Origin of the sequence: Cupriavidus pauculus, assembly GCF_008693385.1 — a bacterium.
Taxonomy (GTDB): Bacteria; Pseudomonadota; Gammaproteobacteria; order Burkholderiales; family Burkholderiaceae; genus Cupriavidus; species Cupriavidus pauculus_D.
This window is the reverse complement of sequence record NZ_CP044065.1, coordinates 2,414,312-2,430,948: the sequence shown is the minus strand read 5'-3', so window position 1 is coordinate 2,430,948 and position 16,637 is coordinate 2,414,312. Positions and strand designations below refer to the sequence as shown.

Here is a 16,637-nt window from a genome sequence, read left to right as displayed (position 1 = left end):
TCTTTAGTCCTCCTCCTTAAGCTTCGAACGGGCCCTCGACTTGGGCTTTGCGGAAACACTGGTCGACTTGGCTGTCTTAGCTGGTGCGTCGGAAGAAGCGACTGGGCTCCTGGCAATCTTCGCGGCTTTCGCAGCTAACTTCGCTTCGGCCTTCTTGAGGTCAGCAAGGTGGTCGTCATAGTCCGTGATGTCGCTCTGCGCGCCGATGTCGATCAAACGGTCCCGGAAGCGTCCGTAGAGAGCGGTCTGCACTTTGCCCGCTCGGTTCAGCTTTTCGATGCCTACGTTTGGGTTGAGCAGCAGTACGTAGTGGAAGTCGCCGGAAGGCCCCTTCTTCGCCTCAATGAATCCGAGATCGCGCAGCGTGCGCATGCGCCGGCGCCAAGTATCGACTGCACGCTCGCCATCGAAGCCGGTTTCTGCTGCGAAGGTGGCCGGCGCGTCAATCGTGAGAAAAGGGTAATCGGGTGCACGAATCCACAAGCACAGCAGCGTATGCCCCGCAGGTTGCCCCTTGGATTGGGCGTCGATCCCTTGCATCGCGAGCGGGAGGGTACGTGGGATCGTCGAGTAGCCATCGTTCAATTTGCGATGCCAAAGCAGTTCACGCGGGTAGTCGGGGAACTGGATTTCCATTTGCTGCTTTGCGCGCTCGGTCATATTGAGCCGTCGGTTCCGCGATTGCTTCTGTGTTGCCATGTCAGTCCTTCGAGTAATTTGATAGACCGATTAGACACCTGAAGTCGCGCAACTCCAATGACTGGATACTCTGAATCCCACGCAGTCTGTCCCAGCTTTTTGCGGACCAAGGTTTAATCAGATCAGCGAAGTTGATCAACTGGTCAACTTCAGTTCTCATGATTCCGCAGACATGAACCGGACAATCTTCTTTAAGATCAAATGGTTACGGGTGAAATTCGGTGCTCCATGTCCTCCTGTTTCTCCCTGTGCTCTCCGTGCTCCATGTGCTCCGGGGTAATGGTTGTAGGAGAAGGGGCCTAGAAGGCAGCGGTGACCGTCTGATTTCTCTTTGCTTTCCACACGCTCGCAAGGGCAAGTTTGACCGGCAGTAAAGGGTCGGTCAGAGCAGCCGCAGCTTGGCGCTGGGCAGCAGGTCGAGACCGGCCGGAAGGAGCCAGTGCACTCAATCACCTTCTTCTCGCACGAGAATGATGGTTGATCCTGTTGCGGCGGCGGCTCAATCTTAAGCAGAAGCTCGAGTGCGGCAACTAGCCTGTCGATCTCCGCCTCGTTTCGTCCGTCCGGCAACACATGCCTGGCTCGGGTTAGCCAGTGGTTGGTGAGAGGTTCGGTACTCGCCAAAGCCGCTGTGCAGTCCGTTCACGGGGCCGAGCGCGGCGATACGCGTGCAATCCCGGAGGATGACCGTGCGAGCAAGTCCGATAACTAGAAAATCTGGAAAGCCGCACTTGTCGGGGCGGCCGCAAGTCCCAGTGCTGGCGCAGGAAGGCGGCTGATAACCGGGTGGTTTGATGTCCGGATTTGGCGGCTCCCGACGGTATACTTCGGCGTGCCGGTGAAGTATACCGTCAAGTTTACCGTCGCAAGCTGAGAGCTACCGGTGGTTTTTGGTAGCTCTCAGTAGACAGCTGATTTGGTGAAAATTAAATTAAATCAATGGGTTATGTACGTCGGTAGACGCCGATTGCATCCGCTCCACGTACCGCGCGATCAGATCGATTTCCAGATTGACGCGGGCACCGGCCTTCAGTTCCTGCAGCGTCGTGACTTCCACCGTGTGCGGAATCAGGTTGATCGAGAACTCGCAGCCATCGGGGCCATCGGTTACGCGGTTCACGGTCAGCGACACGCCGTTCACCACGACCGAACCCTTGTAGGCGAGGTACTTGCCGAGTTCGCGCGGCGCGCGGATGCGCAGCTCGTGCGACTCGCCGACCGGCGCGAAGTGCGTCACCTCGCCCAGGCCATCGACGTGGCCCGAGACCAGATGGCCGCCGAGGCGCTCGGCCAGCGTCAGCGCCTTCTCGAGGTTCACGCGCCCGGGGCGGTCGAGGCCGACCGTCTTGTCGAGAGATTCGCGCGAGACGTCGACGTCGAAATGGCCCGCTTCGAGCGCGACCACCGTCATGCAGGCGCCTTGGATGGCGATGCTGTCGCCAAGGGCGACATCGGACAGGTTCAGATCGCCCGCGGCGATGCGCAGCCGCACGCCGGCCTGGGCCGCGGTTTGCGCGTCGCCGAGCGGCGAAACGGATTCGATGCGGCCGACGGCCGCGACAATGCCTGTGAACATGGTGGATCTCTTCAGAAACCGTCAATCATGATTGGGGGCGCGCGCGGCGCGCGATCAGGCGCAGGTCGTCGCCGATCTGGCGCACGTCGTGCCAGTGGAATGCCGGGGCATCGTCGAGGCGGGCGAGCGGGGGCAGGTTGAACATGCCCTGCGCATCGCCGAGCAGCTTCGGCGCCAGATAGATCAGCAGTTCGTCCGCGCACCCTTCCCGGATCAGCGAACCATTGAGCTTGTGGCCGGCCTCGACATGCAGTTCGTTGATGCCGCGCTGGCCCAGTGCCTCGAGCATCTGGCGCAGCTCGACCTTGCCGTGCGGATTCGGCAGCACGACGACCTCGGCGCCACGCGCCTCGAGGGCCTTGCGGCGCGGCACATCGTCGACGGCGCAGAAGATCAGCACGGGCTTCGCGAAATCGCCGGTGTCGCGCGCGAGCATGCGCGCGTCGAGCGGAACGTCGAGTCGCGAGTCGACGAGCACGCGCTGCGGCTGGCGCGGCGTGGGAATGGCGCGCACGGTCAGTTCGGGATTGTCGTCGCGCACGGTGCCGATGCCCGTGAGGATCGCGCAGGCGCGCGCGCGCCACGCATGGCCATCGTCGCGCGCGGCCTGGCCCGTGATCCACTGGCTCGTGCCGTCGTGCAGCGCGGTGCCGCCGTCGATCGACGCGGCCACCTTCACGCGTACCCATGGCGTGCCGCGCGTCATGCGCGACACGAAGCCGATATTCAGATCGCGCGCTTCCTTCTCCAACAGCCCGCAGCGCACGTCGATGCCCGCATCGCGCAGCCGCTGCAATCCGCGGCCCGATACGGATGGGTTGGGATCTTCCATCGCCGCCACCACGCGCGCGATACCGGCGCGCACCAGCGCATCCGCGCAGGGGGGCGTGCGGCCGAAATGGCTGCAGGGTTCGAGCGTGACGTAGGCCGTGGCGCCGCGCGGATCGATCCCGCGCGACAGCGCGTCCTTCATGGCCTGGATCTCCGCGTGATCCTGTCCCGCCGGTTGCGTGTATCCCTGCCCGATGACCTCGCCGTCGCGGATCAGGACGCAACCGACGCGGGGATTGGGTGTGGTCGTGAACATGCCTCGCGCCGCGAGCGCGAGCGCCTGTTGCATGGCGGCGTGATCGGAATCGGAAAACATACGGTCTGGCGTGACGAGCCTTGCGTGGTGAAATGGCGAGCGGTGCACGTAGATCAGTCGCAGTCGCGGTCGGCATGGCGGTGGAGACCGGCCGGTGGCCGGCAGATGCGAATCCTGCCTTGCGCGCCGAGTCTGACCTGCCGCCGCGCTCCATGGCAGCGAACCACGAACGTGGCGGCATGAAAGCCGCCGTGCTCAGAACGTGAGTATCCCACAGCCGTCCATCGAATGCCGGGCGCGTGTGCGCCGTGGCCCGCATTGTGTGTTTCGCGGCGGCTCTCGTGCCGGCTGCCGCGCAGCGCGATGCGCAGGCAGCGGTCCGGCAACGGCACGGCAAGCAGCGGGGCATCGGGGTGCGCCCGCGACACGATCTGCCAGCCATGGTCGAACGCGGCGTGGCCCGCCAGGGGCAGCAATGCCGTATCGGTCAGTTGCGTGGCCGCGATGCTGCGGCCAAGTGCGAGCGATGCGGCCAGCCGGTCGGCCGCATGGGTGACGGTCTGCTCGGCAACCACGGCGTGCAATGCCGGATAGGCGGCGGCTGCGAGGATGGCGGCCACGGCAAGCGTGACGAGGCATTCCACGAGCGACAGGCCGCATCGGTAGCGCGATGTCATCTCGATCCCGTCGGTCAGCATCCGCGGGGGAGCGGAACGGGCGCGCCACTTGCGCCGGGCAGCGACAGCCACGCGCCATGACTGCGCAATACGAGCGTGCCGCAGCGCGGGTCGGGGGTAACGGGCGTCGCGCGCAATTCCACGCACTGGCTGAGCGGCAGGTCTTCGCATGGCATGGCGGCAATCCAGTGATGCGCGACACCCGGCGCGGCCGGTACGGGCCGTGGCCACGTGCCAGCCGGCAGCGACTCGTCGTGCGTGGCCGCAAAGCTCGCGTGCGTCAGTGCATGGCGTTCGAGGGCGAGCATCGACGCCGCGAGCGCGGCGCGCGCTTCCACACGGAGCGCGCGTGCGCGGTGCTGTTGCCACGCGGGAAGCGCGAGTGCCGTCAGTACCGTGCCGATGGCCAGTACGACGAGCACCTCGGCGAGCCCGAGGCCGCGGCGTCGCGCGGGGGGGTGCGTCATGTTGGGGGTCATGGCAGGGGTCATGGCGAACTCCGGGTCAATTCGCGCCAGCCCAGGCGGCCACGCCGGCGGACGTGTTGCAGCGGCTGTTGCAGATGGGCATCGTCCTTGCCGACCGTCCACAGCGCGACGGACTCCATATCGCGCCGCTGTATGCCCGGCGCGGTCTCGCCATCGGTGTGGACGGGCGTGATCGTGACCACGGGTTCCGTCCTCGCCGCGGGCAGGCCCGTGACGACGGGCGAGATGCCACGCATCGCATCGACCAGATAGCTGCGCCGCCCGCCGTCCGCGGACACGGTGGTGAACGCGAGGTGCGCGTGGCCGGCTGGCAGCCATCGCTCGAAGCGCTCGCCCGCATGGGGCAGCACGAAGGTCCAGCCGTGATCGGTGGCGCCATCGGCGCGCAGCGTGACGCCACCGGAGTCGCCGTGCTGGCGTCGCGCGCGGATGACGGCGCGGGCCGCGGTGGCGCGCGCCGCGGCGGCGTGCGGGGCGGGCGTGGCGGGTACCACGGCGACTTCGCTGCCGCTGCCCACGGCCACCAGCGGGACGATCACGCCGGGCAGGATCAGCGGGGCTTCGGCGCGCCGGCTGGCGCCGCCGCGCAGTTTCAGTACGCAGACGGGGGTTGGCGACGGACCTGTCGCGGCGTCCCACGGGAATGGAAAGCGCCATAGCTGGCCGGCATCGTCGATGGCGTGGATCGAGCGCGCGAGGCCGCGCGCATCGGCGAGGACCGACGCGGCCAGCAGGCGGCCGGCACGCTGCGTGCCATCGCATCCATGCGAGGGCAGCAGCATCTGACGGATATCGCGCGACGGCGTGGCGTCGAGCGGGATCAGCGCGATGCCCGTACGGTTCGCATGCGCGACGATGGCCACGGCGTGCCAGCGACGGGTGCCGTGCTCGATAGACGCGGCGGCGCGCAGGGGGCCGCTGCCGGTCAGAGGCAGCGTGTCGGTCGCCGCGAGTTCCCAGATCAGGGATAGCGGGCGGTGTGCGTCGGGGGTGGTGATATCGAGGGCGAAGATTGCGGGGGTGGGGCGGTGGCGGACGTGGGTGCGCCGGTCGTGCAACTCGTTGTGCATCCCAACGTTCACGGGGGCGTGCGTGATAGCGGCGATCGAATCGTCCATCGGGTGGTCGATCGGGTGGTCCATCGGGCGGTCCATCGGGCGGTCCATCGGGTAGTCGATCGGGTGGTCCGTCGGGTGGTCCATCGGGTGGTCCATCGGGTGGTCGATCGGACGGTCCATGGGGTGATCAGCATGCGCCGCGGTGTCCGGGAGGCCGTCCTCCCCGCGATCCCGATCGTCGCTCGCCGGCACCCCACACAGCAGCAACGTCCGCCACGCACCCCGCAGATCGGCATCGATCGTATCGGGACGGGGGCACGGCACGCGCAGCGGTGGCAAAGGTCCGGCCCCGGCAAGCGCGCCGGCCTGCGACAGCAACGCGCGTGGCATGAACGCGGCGATCTCGTGGCCCGTTATCGCATCGAAGCCATGCACGACACCCGCGCGCGTGCCGAGCCAAACCGTATGCGGCCGCCGCGCATGGGCGATGCGAAAGCTATCGTGCCCCGGCATCAGCGGCTGCCAGATCGGCGGCGCGACCACGCGCACGTGCGCCTCGCCCGCATGGCCGAGCCGCGTATCGCGCGGCCGCATGTCCGGGATGCCGAATCGACCCCGAAGCCAGCCGATCCGGTCCTTGCCCTCGCGTGCGGACACGCCGCCGGCGAGGCGATCGCGGGCGTCGTCATCGAGGGCATCCCAGTGCAGGGCGGCCATCCGTGCGCCGCCGACATACAGATGCCGCGAGGCCGGATCTCGCCGATCGAGCAGATGGCCCGCTTCCCATTGCGACATGACCGGCGCGAGGCCGCCATCGAGCGCGGACGTATGAAACGTGACCGCATGCAGCCGGCCCGTCCACGGATAGCCAGCGCGTTCGATGCGATAGTGCCTGGGCAGATGACCGGCCGGCGAGCCATGGCAGGCAGGTATTGCCCACACGACGATCGCCAGCATGATGGGCGCCATCATGGCCACCACGCGCGTCAGACGGCCGCGTCGCGCGCTCATGGCTGAAACTCCGACTGCACCAGCACCCGCACGCGCGGATCGCGCCCGAAGCCGAGCGCGGTCACGCGAAAGCGCGGCCGATGGCCTGGCATGCCGTCACCGATCGGCTCGAGCACGTAGCACGGTAGTGTCGCTGCGCCCGCGACGCCATCGGGCAGCTCGGGCATGCGCGCGCCCGTGAACGTGCCGAACGTGGCGGCCTCGGCCAGCGGCTGTCCATCGAGCCAGCGCCACCAGACGGGCGGCATATCCCGGCCGGGCACACAGAGGCCTCGCCCCGCGCCTTCGACGCAGGTCCCCGCATCGGGCCATTGCAGCAGCCTTCCACCGCCTTGCGCCAGCGCCGCAAGTACATCCGCTTCCGCATCGAGCAATGCGACCTCGGCCGCGTGCATTGCAATCTCGCGATCGATATGCCGGCTGGCAAGGAGTTGTCCCACACGCAGCAGATGCATGGCCGCAAAGCACGACGACGCCGTCAGCATCAGCAGCAGCGACACGAAGGCCAGCGTGCCGATACCCCCGCCGCGACGTGGCCGTTCGCATCCCTTCAGCACGATGCCTCCCGGCAGGACGACGGATGGCGCAGGCGCACCGTCGTCGTGAGCACCTTGCGGCGCCGGTCGAGGTCGCGTGTGGGCGTAAAGCGGTCATCGGGCGAAGGGGTGCTCCCGAACGCCCCGTCATCGAATAGCTGCAGCGTAGGCGCGCCGTCACCGCGCGCATGACGTTCGCCGCGCATGACGATGGCGATGCGCACCGCGCGGACCGCATGCCATGCGGCGGGACCGCGCGCCCGCACGGCTTCCGCGCGCAGAAAGTCCTCGATCTCGCCGTCGTCGTCCGCGTCGATGCCATAGCGGAGCTGCATGGTCTCCACGCCGCGCACGAGGGGGCCCTGTGTATGCCGGTGGCTCGCGATACGGCCGTCGCGGCGCGCCGGATAGCGGCACATGAGCTGTGGCACGCCATCGGCCGCGCGGCCGATATAGAACACATTGTGCGCGTGGCGTTCGCCGGGCCACTCGGGATATAGCGGGTGCGTCGCGCGCGCGGGCAACGCGTAGCCCCCGCAATCGCTCATGGTGCCGTCGGGAAGCGTCGGGTCGCCGGGGCTGCCGCTGCCGGACAGGCGTACGCGCAGCGCGTCGCTGCGCGCGACGCCGGCCCGCGCGCATGTCACGTCGTCCACCGTGTCAACGAAGCGCGATCCACAGTCGTCGCGCCCGACGACCGGTGCCGGTTCGGGGGCTGCGGGGAACAGCGTGACCGACGCGGCGACGGGCGAAAGATGGCCCGCATGCCGGATGGCGTGCGCGAGCACCGTCAGCGCGCGATGCCCGCGCTCCTCGATCATCACGTGATCGACGATATCGCGGTACGCGACGCTCGCGATGCGGAACGTCACGAAGGCCACGATACTGGCGAGGAGACCGAGCGAGAGGCCGACGAGCATGCCGGCCAGCGAGAACGCGCGCGTGCGGCGCGGGAACGCGTGTGGTCGCCGCATGGCGGCCGGGCCTACGGGGCGATCCACAGCGCGACGCGCGGCAATGCCGCGGCCTGCATCGTGGGCGAGAGGGATGGGCGCGGCGGCGCGAGCGATGTGCCAACGACGAGCCGTTCCCCCGGTGCGCACGCGGCATCGGCATGCAGCGTGCCGCAGCGCGCGAGGCTTGCGCCGCGGCTGTCATGCCCCGGCCAGTGCTCAGCGGCGGCCGCGGTCACGCGTGCCAGATCGAGCACTGCGCGCTGCTGGCGCGCGGTATCGAGTCCGGTGGTGGCGAGCAGTGCCAGCGGCAATGCCGCCATCGCGACGATCGACACCGACAGCGACGCCTCGGCGAACACGTACCCGCGCATCGTGGCGTGGGGAAGGCAGAGGGGAGAGCGGCGGGGAAGGCCGCAGGGAGGGCGGCGAGAAAAAGAGAGTACGGTGCGGCGGGTATCCGGCATGACGGCCTCAATCAGCGTTCAAGGCGCCAAGCGTAGCGTCGGATACCCCGCCGAAACGTGTCGACGTGTGCCGGGAGTGTGGCAGTGTGTAAGCGACCGCCGGCGCCGTCTGAGACCTGCGTGCCGACCGCCTACCAGCAATCCTGCTGGCTGCCCGTTCCGCTACTGGTTTTCTGGTTCTTCGTATTCAGCGTGAGCGTGCCGCAAAGCGCGTCCGGCTGCTTGGGCGAAGCGCTGAGCATGACGCCCGTGTTCAGATCGCCGATTGCCGCCAGCGTGATCAGGTATGTGCTCGCCTCGCAGGTATCGCCCGATCCCGTCGTGTTATTGCCGCAGTTGGGATAGTTCAGCGTAAGGGGACTCAGGGTGTAGCTCATGTTCACCGTGTAGTACCGTTCCAGCGTCCCCATCAGCCGCAGCATCGCGCTCTTCGCCTCCGTGCGGCGCGCACGCTGCACGTACTGCTGATAGCTCGGAATCGCGATCGTCGCCAGGACGCCGATGATCATGACCGTGATCATCAGCTCCACCAGCGTAAAGCCCCGGGCGCCGCGCGGGCGCCTGATCGGCAGGGCGGTTCTCATCATGCTGTTTCTCCTTGTTGCCTCGGGCCCGCCATCAATGCAGGATCTGGCGCCATGTCAGGCGGCCACGCCGGATCGAACTGCTTTCGTTCACCTCGCTGATCCCGCCATTGGATCCGGGGCTGATCTTCTTCTCGTCCTTCGGGCCTTCGATGACGGCGGGCGCGGTGTTGATGCCGTTCCCCTGCTTGGTGCCCGTGACGGTGTCCGTCTTGTTGATCAGATCGCTGGCGTCGAACTTGCCGTCACCGTTGACGTCGAACGGCGACGTCGTGAGCGGCCCGCCCGTCAGCGAGTCGAACTCCATGAGCCAGCTCGTGCCGCCGTTCTCGCAGACATCGGTCGAAGGGATGGCCGTGGTGAAGATGAGGCGGCCCTGGCGAAGCTGCGGATTGTAGATGACGCGTTCACCCTGCGGTGCCGGGGGCGAGCCCGGCGGCACGAGATCCAGATACCAGCCCTGCTTGCCGGCGGGTGCGTACTGGAACATGTTGTTCGTCATCAGGCGATACCAGACGCTGTTCACGAGGACTTCCTGCGTGATGGACTGGACCTGGAGGTCGGAACGCGTCACGGTGGCCTGCGACGTCTTGTTCTGATCCCACACGCCATACACGCTCTGCACCGACATATCGGTCGGATCGGCGACGTCCACGAAGCGTCCGGTGGCGACCAGCACCTGATAGCCGCCCAGCGGATGCCGGCGCACGACGGGTGCGGCCGTGATCGGCTGCGCCTTGCCGCCGGCATCGGTGGCCTTCAGCAGCTTGCGGCGCGTGCCCTGCCAGTTTGCCGGCGTGGCGTCGTCGAACGAGAAACGCCACACGTTGCCGAGCAGGTCGCCCGCGTAGACGGCATCCACCACACCGTCGCCATCGGCATCGCTGGGGTAGAGCTGCACGACGGCATTGGAAGCCGTGGTGCCCGCATCGTCGAGCGTGAGCTTGAAATAGTCGACGCCGAGGGTCCACGTCTTCTTGCCGGCCGGGCGGTCCAGCATCAGGACGAAGATCGAGCCGCGGCCCGCCGTGCTGTTGTAGCCGTTGCCGATGATGGCGGCCCACTTGCCGTTCTTGAACTGCACGATGCTCGGCTGGCCGTAGGTGTAGCCGAGATCGGGATCCGACGCGCTGGTGAACTCCCAGAGCACGGTGCTGGCCGCCGTGCCTTCCGAGATCGAATCCGGGTCCGTCACGTCGAGGGCATAGACGCCGCGTCCGCCGCCGGCGAGGCCGCCGACCAGAACGGTTCGCCAGTTGCCGTTGACGACGGCGTCCGCGACCTTCGGCGTGCCATCGACGTAGTACGCGTGCGTGTAGCCCTTCGCCGTGAGGTTGGCCAGGCGGCTGTACATCAGCGACGGGACGTAGGCGAACAGTTCCCTGCCGCCGTCGCCGGTGGGAGAGGGGTCCGCCGAGAACGCGTGGAGCATGCCGTCGTTGCCGCCCGTGTAGACCATCGGTTTGCGACTGCGGTGCGCGGCCACGAACTGTGCGTATGCGAGCGACGTGTAGCCAGCGGTCGGGCTGCCCACATATTGCGGGGCCGAGTCGATGATGTCGCCGAGCACGGTCGAGGGACGCGTGCGGAACTGCGTGGCGCCGTCGCCCTCGTTGGTCTGGTCGCCGCGCAGCCAGTCCAGCCGCTTGCTACCGAGCGTGTCCGTGGTGTTCAGCGCGGTCTTGTACGCGTCGGGCAGGCTGTTCCACCGGAATGGAATCCCGGCGCTGGTATTGTCCGCGTAGTTGAAAGTCAGGATCTTGCGCGCGTTGGCGGAAACGCCCGCGAACTTCTGGCCGGCATCCCAGAGCTCGGGCGTCTTGACCGAGCCGTCGGGGCCGAGACCGTACGCCAGCAACTGGCCCGACCAGTCCGAACCGTTGAAGCGGGCCTGGAAGATCGTGGTGTCCGTGGACAGTGTCGTCGAGTTGGTGGCGGCCGCCGCGGCCGACGAAGCCTTCAGGATCGACAGGAATGCCCGCTCCAGCGCCGCACTGAGCGCGCCCGGGTTCGTCGCATAGAAGTAGTTGTCGGGAATGCCATCGTTTCCGGGCGTGCCGTCCTGCAGGCGCACATCCCACTCCGACGCCTGGTCCGGGGCCCCCGAGCCGTTGATGTCCTTGAAGCCGCCCCATTTCGCCGCATACAGCAGCGGATCCAGGAACTCCGCCGCCGCGTTGCCGCTGGCGGAGTAGGTCACGCTCGTCGCGGCATCGCCGAGTACGCAGTTGCTGCAGCCGCCGGTCTTGTCGACCTTGGTATTCGGCGTCACGGTCACCGGTACCGGGTCGGAGTAGTTGAAGCCCAGAATGCCCGAGTGGAAGTGCGGGCCGTCCTTGTCCGTGCCGGAGATGGCGTAGCCGAAGCCCTGACCGTTTGCTGTAGAGGCCGACACCACGCGCGTGGTGACCGTGATGTTGTTGCCGCTGACGCTGTAGCTCAGAATACCCCACACGTCCTGGTCGTAGTCGCCGCCCGCGGTGGAGTCTTCCCAGTTCACGTAGAACTTGCCGTCGGTCGCCGTCTGCGAAATGACCTTGAAGTCCACCAGCGTGCCGCTGCTGGCCACCACGCCGGACGGATGCAGCTGATAGGCCGGCATGATCGTCACGGTCTTGCCGTTCACGTTCACGTTGATCTTCGGCGTCGTGGTTGCCAGCTGCACCGCGTAGGTCGAGACCTTCAGCGACGTCGTATCGCTCGTGGGGACGCCGAGCTTGCTGCCATCGCGAATGCGGTTCATATGCGCGAACAGCGCCGCGCCGGCAATCTGGAACGTGCCGAGCTGCGACGGGCCTTCTGGGCAGATACCGAGCACGTCGCTGAACTTGCCGACCTTCTTCGCCGAGCAGAGGTTGTCGATCACGCCGCCATTCACGCCGCCCGCGAACCACGACTTGCCATCGACGCCTTCGCCGGTGCCGACCTTGTCGGTGTAGGTGCTGACATTGGGCGCGCCGGCCAGACCGTTGAGGATGCCGACCTGGTCGTTGTCGTAGGACGTCACGCTCGCGTTGAACACCAGCGCGTTCATCGGCGAGCAGTAGGGCGCCTTGCTGGCGTTGTTGGCCGGCAGGTCCATCGGGTTGGCCCAGGTGGCCTGCGTGAGGCCCAGCGCGTTGTCCTTGCCGTTGCTCCTGGGCTGGAAATCGGCGTTCTGCGTCAGCCCGCCGAAGTAGCGCAGGGTCTCGATGTAGATCTCCGACATCGGATTGCCCCATGTCGAGCAATTCCCCTCGCTGGCGGGCTTGTTCTGCGCGTTGCTGCCGCCGCTCGGCACGATCGACGTCTGCTGGTAATTACAGGAATCCGCGCTCGTGTAGCCGCCATCGCTGTAGCTGTAGCCATACGGGCGCAGCTTGTCGATGTTCCAGACGATGCCCTTGACGCCGTTGGTGCCCGTGAAGACGAACGTGCCGTCGGCCTGGTTGATCTCGCTCGCGAAGTTCGTCACGTTGCGGCGCAGCACGCCGCCCGAAATGTTCTTGTCGTACGTGCCCGTCATCAGGCCGAACAGCATCTGCCCCGTTTCGCCGTACTTCTGCAGCAGGCCGTAAGGCTTGTAGCTCGTGCCGTACTGCTTGCAGTTCTCGGTGCCGATCAGGCTCGCTACGCACACCTGCACGCGTGCGTTGAACGTGCCCGTGTCCTGACCCGTGCCCAGGCCGCGCGCAGATTTCGAAGGATTCTCCGCGGACGAATTGATGCCCGACACCGCGGCGCGGTTACCGTTGGACGATCCCGATACCGCCGTGCTGCCGATATTGGGCAGGAATCCGCTCTGCGTGTTCGACGCCTCCGAAGACCAGTTGCATTGCCATTTCTCGCTGGCGCCCCACGTCGCATAGTTGCCGCGCACCACGCGGATCTGCGGCGGCTGCGTGTTGCTCTGCGAGTTGAGGTTGTTGCTGTCCTTCGGCGTGACGTTGCATAACGTCAGCCCGCCGCGGGTCAGGTTGAGCACGTTCCAGTTGTTGTAGGTCGTGTTCGTGTTGGTCGGGTTGATCACGCTCTCGCCGTAGATGGCAAGGGTGATCTGCCCCGTTCCGACGCTGGAGATCCAGCCCGTCATCGACGCGCCGGCATTGCCGCTGGTCGGCTTGAGCTGGATCTGGTCGCCCACCTGCATGTCGCTCGTGCTGCTGACCGAGACGGTGCGGACCGCCGCCGACAGCGTCATGCTCGTGGTCGAGGTCACACCCTTGACGTCGCCCGGCAGTTCCACGCTGAATGGCGTGAGCTGCGCGATGTCCGTGCCCGAGTAGTACTTGGCCCACGCATGGGCATCCATCGGCAGGAACGCGCGCTCGAGAATGGTCTGCGTGGCCGTGTCGGTGGAGCGCGTGCCGCCGTACAGGATCTTGCGCACTTCGTCGATCCGGCTCATCGACGCCCAGTTCAGGAAGTTGCCGCTCCAGGTCTTGCCATCGCAGTACTTCGTGGTCGTCAACGCCTTGGGCACGAAGCCCTTGACGCCGCTCGCGTCGTAGTCGTAGCACTTGTACGAGTCGAAGTACCCGGCGTACTCGATGCTGTTCTTGTACGTCGAGTCGATTCCGCCGCCGTCGAGGTCCGTGTAGTCGTTGTAGGCCTTCTGGTGCAGCGAATGGTCCTTGCTCAGGTCGATCATGACCATCGGTGGCACGGCGCCGCCCGCATACAGGGGTCGCGTGGACAGGTTCAGCTGCGCGGCCGACGCGGACGCAATCGCTAGCAGGCAGGACGTGGCCAGGAGCACGCGCTGGATGCGGCTCATGACGCGGAAGGAGGTTAGCTGGGTCATAGTGCGCCCGACAGGTGGGAGGTTGCGCAAGAACGGCTCAGTGACATGATCAGAAGCGAACGACTTCCTGCACCATCACGCGGGTAGTGGTATTCGTGCCATACCCGACAGCGGTGATGCGATAGACGTAGGAGATGCATTCGGGGCACGTACCGCCGCCGTTGTTCAGGTCGGGCAGGCGCTCGATGATGTATCGCGGCTGCCGCGACACGCCGCCCCCCTTGCCGGCGCTGAGGGTCGGCATCTTCTGCTCGGTCTTCAGGGCGGTGATTTCGCCAAGTTCCACCGATCGCAGCGGGTCTTCGATGTACTGTTCCCAGCGCGGTTGCTCGCCCAGGCCGGCGGGTGTGCAGTAGCCCTTGTATGAGGGCCAGTCGCAGGTCGGGGAGGCGCCGACGGCGTTGCCGGCCGGGAGCGCGCGCGCGACGCCGATATCCTGGCGCGCATCGCGCAGGGCCGACTCGGCCGCCTGTAGCGCAACGTTCTCGTCGCGCGCATTGCGCGACATCAGTTCCGCCGAGCGGCCCGACATGCTCGCAGCAACGCCGACCAGCGTCAGGATGACGAGGAACAACAGCACCATGACCAGCGAAATGCCGCGCTGGCGGCGCCGGATCGATCGCAGGGATCGCAGGGGTCGAATGCTCATGACTAGTTCAGCCGGTTGCGGATGGCCACGTAGAACGCGTAATGCTTGCGCAGCCTGCCGTCGGCGGGCTGGTTGAAGATGCTGCCGGCATCGCCGGCGGGCGCGACGTCTCCGCCCGCGTAGCCGGGACCGAAATGGTTGATGGCCGCGGCGGTCGGCGCCACGTTCGTCGTGCTTTTGCCGCGCAGGACGAACGAGATGCGCAGCGCGCGTACCTGGCTCATGTTCGCGACGCCGGGGCGCACATAGCGGTCGACGGTCTTGTCGCCATTGGTGTCCTCGCCCATCAGGAGCTGCATCGATTCGACGTTCGGGAACAGCGGCGTGCTGACGCCGTTGACCGCGCATTGCAGCCAGGGCGTGCCGTCGGGGGCCTGGACCACCGAGAACACTTCCGTCGTCAGCACGTTGGCATTGACCTCCTTGCCGGTGCAGTCGATGACGGTGCCGTCCGGCGCCGCGGCGGCCGGCGTGCTTGGCGTGGCGAACGGATCCGCGCCGGGCTGGGAGGCGCCGAAGTAGCTCAGCGTGAGCGAGTCCGAGAGGTTGACGCCATCGTCGTTGGTCGCGGAGATGCTCAGGTCGCCGGGAAACGCGTTGTTGGCGAAAATGAAATCGCTATAGCCGGCCTGGCGGGCTTCGCGCTGGATCAATTGCGAGATGGCGCGTGCGTTCTCGTGGATCTCGGAGATGTCGCCTTGCGTGGCGTTCGTGCGCTGCTGGGCGATGAACATCGAACTCGCGGCGAGCAACAGCAGCAGGCTGATGACCAGCCCGACCATGATCTCGACAAGCGTGAAGCCGCCATCGCGGCGCGGGAGGAGGCGGGGCGTCTGTCTCATGGGGTGCCGGCGGCGACGGGGAAGGGGACGAACGACGTCACGAAGCGCAGGGCGCTGCCCTGGTCTTCGTTCCACCAGATCTTGATCACGTACGGTGCGCCGGGCGCGTTGTCGCATTGATTGTCCGCCGGGCTTTCGCCATCGTCGGGCGAGCCATCCACGCATACGTAGCCCTTGCCCTGCGGCAGCGCGCTGCCGAGATCGTTGCGCCAGGTCGCATAGCTGGTGGTGGCCATCTGCGCGGGCGTGCAGCCGGCGCCGTAGCAGGCCGCGACCTGAGCCGGCGGATCCGTCGGCAGGGTCTTGAACGCTCCGAGGTCGTACGCGGCGTTGTTGCTGCGAATCTCGTCGGCGAGGTTGTACGCCATCTCCGCCGCGATGTTCCGTGCCGCCGACGTACGCGTGTCCACCAGCGTCTGCACCTGCAGCATCGCCAGTGCCAGTACGCCGAACGACAGGATGACGATCGTGACGAGCGCCTCGATCAGCGAGAAGCCGGCCGCGTTGCGCGGAGCGGGCCGCCGCGCGCGGATACGCGGGACCCTGCCGGAGCGTTGGGCATGCGAAGGGTGTCTCGACATGGCGTCAGGAGCAGGGGGTCTGCAGTTGGATATAGGGCTTGCCGCTGCCCGTCATCGAGATCGTCTGGCCCGGAAGCGCCGATCCGCTTTCACAGATCTGCCAGTTCGCGGTCGGCGAGGTCGAGGGTCCGAACGAGCGGAAGCGGATATAGGTCGGCGCGGCAAGATCGGCGGCCGTGATGACGATGCGCGCGGGCGGCGTGTTGCCGCGGCGGATCAGGTCGTCGCCATTGCCATAGGCGCCATCGTTATTGGTATCGAAGAAGATCACCCGAGGCTGCGACCAGTCGTCGGAGCAGGTATTCCCGTCCTGGCTCGGGCAGATCGTGACGGTGGCGTTGCGGCGCGCGGCTTCGCTGCGCGCGACTTCCATGTCGCTGGCGAAGCTCGAGGCTTCCGAGCGGATCTTGCTGCTATGGGTAAAGCTGCTGAGGTTCGGTAACGCGGCCATGGCGACCACGCCGAGAATGGTGACGGCGACGAGCATCTCGATCAGCGTGAAGCCGCCGATCGTGGAGGGCGCGCCATGGCTGGCGCCGCGCCCGCATGCGTGGCGCGTGAGATCGTCCCCGGCCGTGGGCTGCGCAGACGCCAGCAAGCCCACTGCCCAAAGGCAGACAGACTGACCCATCATGACTCCCGTCAA

Annotated in this window: 15 protein-coding genes; all 15 read right to left on the bottom strand. The window is 66.7% G+C overall.

Annotated elements, in window-relative coordinates:
• Positions 1 to 3 precede the first annotated feature (3 nt).
• The 15 genes from FOB72_RS11170 to FOB72_RS11100 all read right to left on the bottom strand — a co-directional run bounded on the left by FOB72_RS11170 (position 4) and on the right by FOB72_RS11100 (position 16,589).
• Positions 4 to 699, bottom strand: a complete 696-nt coding sequence (locus tag FOB72_RS11170; protein ID WP_150372571.1) for a hypothetical protein — start codon at positions 697 to 699, stop codon at positions 4 to 6.
• 931 nt (positions 700 to 1,630) lie between these two features.
• Positions 1,631 to 2,275 carry a riboflavin synthase gene (locus FOB72_RS11165; RefSeq protein WP_150372570.1) on the bottom strand — a complete coding sequence of 215 codons (645 nt, stop codon included), beginning with the start codon at positions 2,273 to 2,275 and terminating at the stop codon, positions 1,631 to 1,633.
• Positions 2,276 to 2,300: 25 nt separating this feature from the next.
• Entirely contained in the window at positions 2,301 to 3,422 is a 1,122-nt protein-coding gene (ribD, locus tag FOB72_RS11160; protein WP_150372569.1) for a bifunctional diaminohydroxyphosphoribosylaminopyrimidine deaminase/5-amino-6-(5-phosphoribosylamino)uracil reductase RibD, read from the bottom strand.
• Between the two features lie 53 nt (positions 3,423 to 3,475).
• A complete protein-coding gene (locus tag FOB72_RS11155) occupies positions 3,476 to 4,039 on the bottom strand; it encodes a prepilin-type N-terminal cleavage/methylation domain-containing protein (protein WP_191002139.1) in 564 nt (187 codons plus the stop codon).
• Positions 4,040 to 4,053: 14 nt separating this feature from the next.
• Positions 4,054 to 4,530, bottom strand: coding sequence for a type IV pilin protein (locus FOB72_RS11150; protein ID WP_223851308.1), 477 nt, complete (start codon positions 4,528 to 4,530; stop codon positions 4,054 to 4,056).
• Positions 4,527 to 6,596: a hypothetical protein gene (locus FOB72_RS11145; RefSeq protein WP_150372567.1), complete on the bottom strand. Its 2,070-nt coding sequence runs from the start codon at positions 6,594 to 6,596 to the stop codon at positions 4,527 to 4,529. Before FOB72_RS11145 ends, FOB72_RS11150 begins: the two co-directional genes overlap by 4 nt.
• The gene (locus FOB72_RS11140) at positions 6,593 to 7,153 is read right to left on the bottom strand and encodes a pilus assembly protein PilX (RefSeq protein WP_223851307.1); all 561 of its coding nucleotides are present in this window, start codon (positions 7,151 to 7,153) and stop codon (positions 6,593 to 6,595) included. Before FOB72_RS11140 ends, FOB72_RS11145 begins: the two co-directional genes overlap by 4 nt.
• Complete coding sequence (locus FOB72_RS11135) at positions 7,147 to 8,106, bottom strand: PilW family protein (protein ID WP_223851306.1); 960 nt, start codon at positions 8,104 to 8,106, stop codon at positions 7,147 to 7,149. Before FOB72_RS11135 ends, FOB72_RS11140 begins: the two co-directional genes overlap by 7 nt.
• 11 nt (positions 8,107 to 8,117) lie before the next feature.
• A complete protein-coding gene (locus tag FOB72_RS11130) occupies positions 8,118 to 8,447 on the bottom strand; it encodes a hypothetical protein (protein ID WP_150372566.1) in 330 nt (109 codons plus the stop codon).
• A gap of 236 nt (positions 8,448 to 8,683) precedes the next feature.
• Positions 8,684 to 9,139 (bottom strand): type IV pilin protein, encoded by a 456-nt coding sequence (locus FOB72_RS32875; protein WP_150373864.1) that lies wholly within the window; start codon positions 9,137 to 9,139, stop codon positions 8,684 to 8,686.
• A gap of 31 nt (positions 9,140 to 9,170) precedes the next feature.
• Complete coding sequence (locus tag FOB72_RS11120; protein WP_150372565.1) at positions 9,171 to 13,919, bottom strand: pilus assembly protein; 4,749 nt, start codon at positions 13,917 to 13,919, stop codon at positions 9,171 to 9,173.
• Positions 13,920 to 13,968: 49 nt separating this feature from the next.
• Positions 13,969 to 14,568 carry a PilX N-terminal domain-containing pilus assembly protein gene (locus tag FOB72_RS11115; RefSeq protein ID WP_150372564.1) on the bottom strand — a complete coding sequence of 200 codons (600 nt, stop codon included), beginning with the start codon at positions 14,566 to 14,568 and terminating at the stop codon, positions 13,969 to 13,971.
• 2 nt (positions 14,569 to 14,570) lie between these two features.
• On the bottom strand, positions 14,571 to 15,410 hold the full coding sequence (locus tag FOB72_RS11110) for a PilW family protein (protein ID WP_191002138.1): 840 nt from the start codon (positions 15,408 to 15,410) through the stop codon (positions 14,571 to 14,573).
• The gene (pilV, locus tag FOB72_RS11105; protein ID WP_150372562.1) at positions 15,407 to 15,991 is read right to left on the bottom strand and encodes a type IV pilus modification protein PilV; all 585 of its coding nucleotides are present in this window, start codon (positions 15,989 to 15,991) and stop codon (positions 15,407 to 15,409) included. The genes FOB72_RS11110 and pilV overlap by 4 nt, the downstream gene beginning before the upstream one ends.
• A gap of 4 nt (positions 15,992 to 15,995) precedes the next feature.
• A complete protein-coding gene (locus FOB72_RS11100; protein ID WP_191002137.1) occupies positions 15,996 to 16,589 on the bottom strand; it encodes a GspH/FimT family pseudopilin in 594 nt (197 codons plus the stop codon).
• Positions 16,590 to 16,637: the final 48 nt, after the last annotated feature.

What these genes read in the sequence shown, in the direction of transcription:
- FOB72_RS11150 (WP_223851308.1), bottom strand. Translation starts at nt 4,530, where the DNA reads ATGACCCCTGCCATGACCCCCAACATGACGCACCCCCCCGCGCGACGC.
- FOB72_RS11110 (WP_191002138.1), bottom strand. Translation starts at nt 15,410, where the DNA reads ATGAGACAGACGCCCCGCCTCCTCCCGCGCCGCGATGGCGGCTTCACG.
- FOB72_RS11170 (WP_150372571.1), bottom strand. Translation starts at nt 699, where the DNA reads ATGGCAACACAGAAGCAATCGCGGAACCGACGGCTCAATATGACCGAG.
- FOB72_RS11145 (WP_150372567.1), bottom strand. Translation starts at nt 6,596, where the DNA reads ATGAGCGCGCGACGCGGCCGTCTGACGCGCGTGGTGGCCATGATGGCG.
- FOB72_RS11135 (WP_223851306.1), bottom strand. Translation starts at nt 8,106, where the DNA reads ATGCGGCGACCACACGCGTTCCCGCGCCGCACGCGCGCGTTCTCGCTG.
- FOB72_RS11115 (WP_150372564.1), bottom strand. Translation starts at nt 14,568, where the DNA reads ATGAGCATTCGACCCCTGCGATCCCTGCGATCGATCCGGCGCCGCCAG.
- FOB72_RS32875 (WP_150373864.1), bottom strand. Translation starts at nt 9,139, where the DNA reads ATGATGAGAACCGCCCTGCCGATCAGGCGCCCGCGCGGCGCCCGGGGC.
- pilV (WP_150372562.1), bottom strand. Translation starts at nt 15,991, where the DNA reads ATGTCGAGACACCCTTCGCATGCCCAACGCTCCGGCAGGGTCCCGCGT.
- FOB72_RS11165 (WP_150372570.1), bottom strand. Translation starts at nt 2,275, where the DNA reads ATGTTCACAGGCATTGTCGCGGCCGTCGGCCGCATCGAATCCGTTTCG.
- FOB72_RS11120 (WP_150372565.1), bottom strand. Translation starts at nt 13,919, where the DNA reads ATGACCCAGCTAACCTCCTTCCGCGTCATGAGCCGCATCCAGCGCGTG.
- FOB72_RS11155 (WP_191002139.1), bottom strand. Translation starts at nt 4,039, where the DNA reads ATGACATCGCGCTACCGATGCGGCCTGTCGCTCGTGGAATGCCTCGTC.
- ribD (WP_150372569.1), bottom strand. Translation starts at nt 3,422, where the DNA reads ATGTTTTCCGATTCCGATCACGCCGCCATGCAACAGGCGCTCGCGCTC.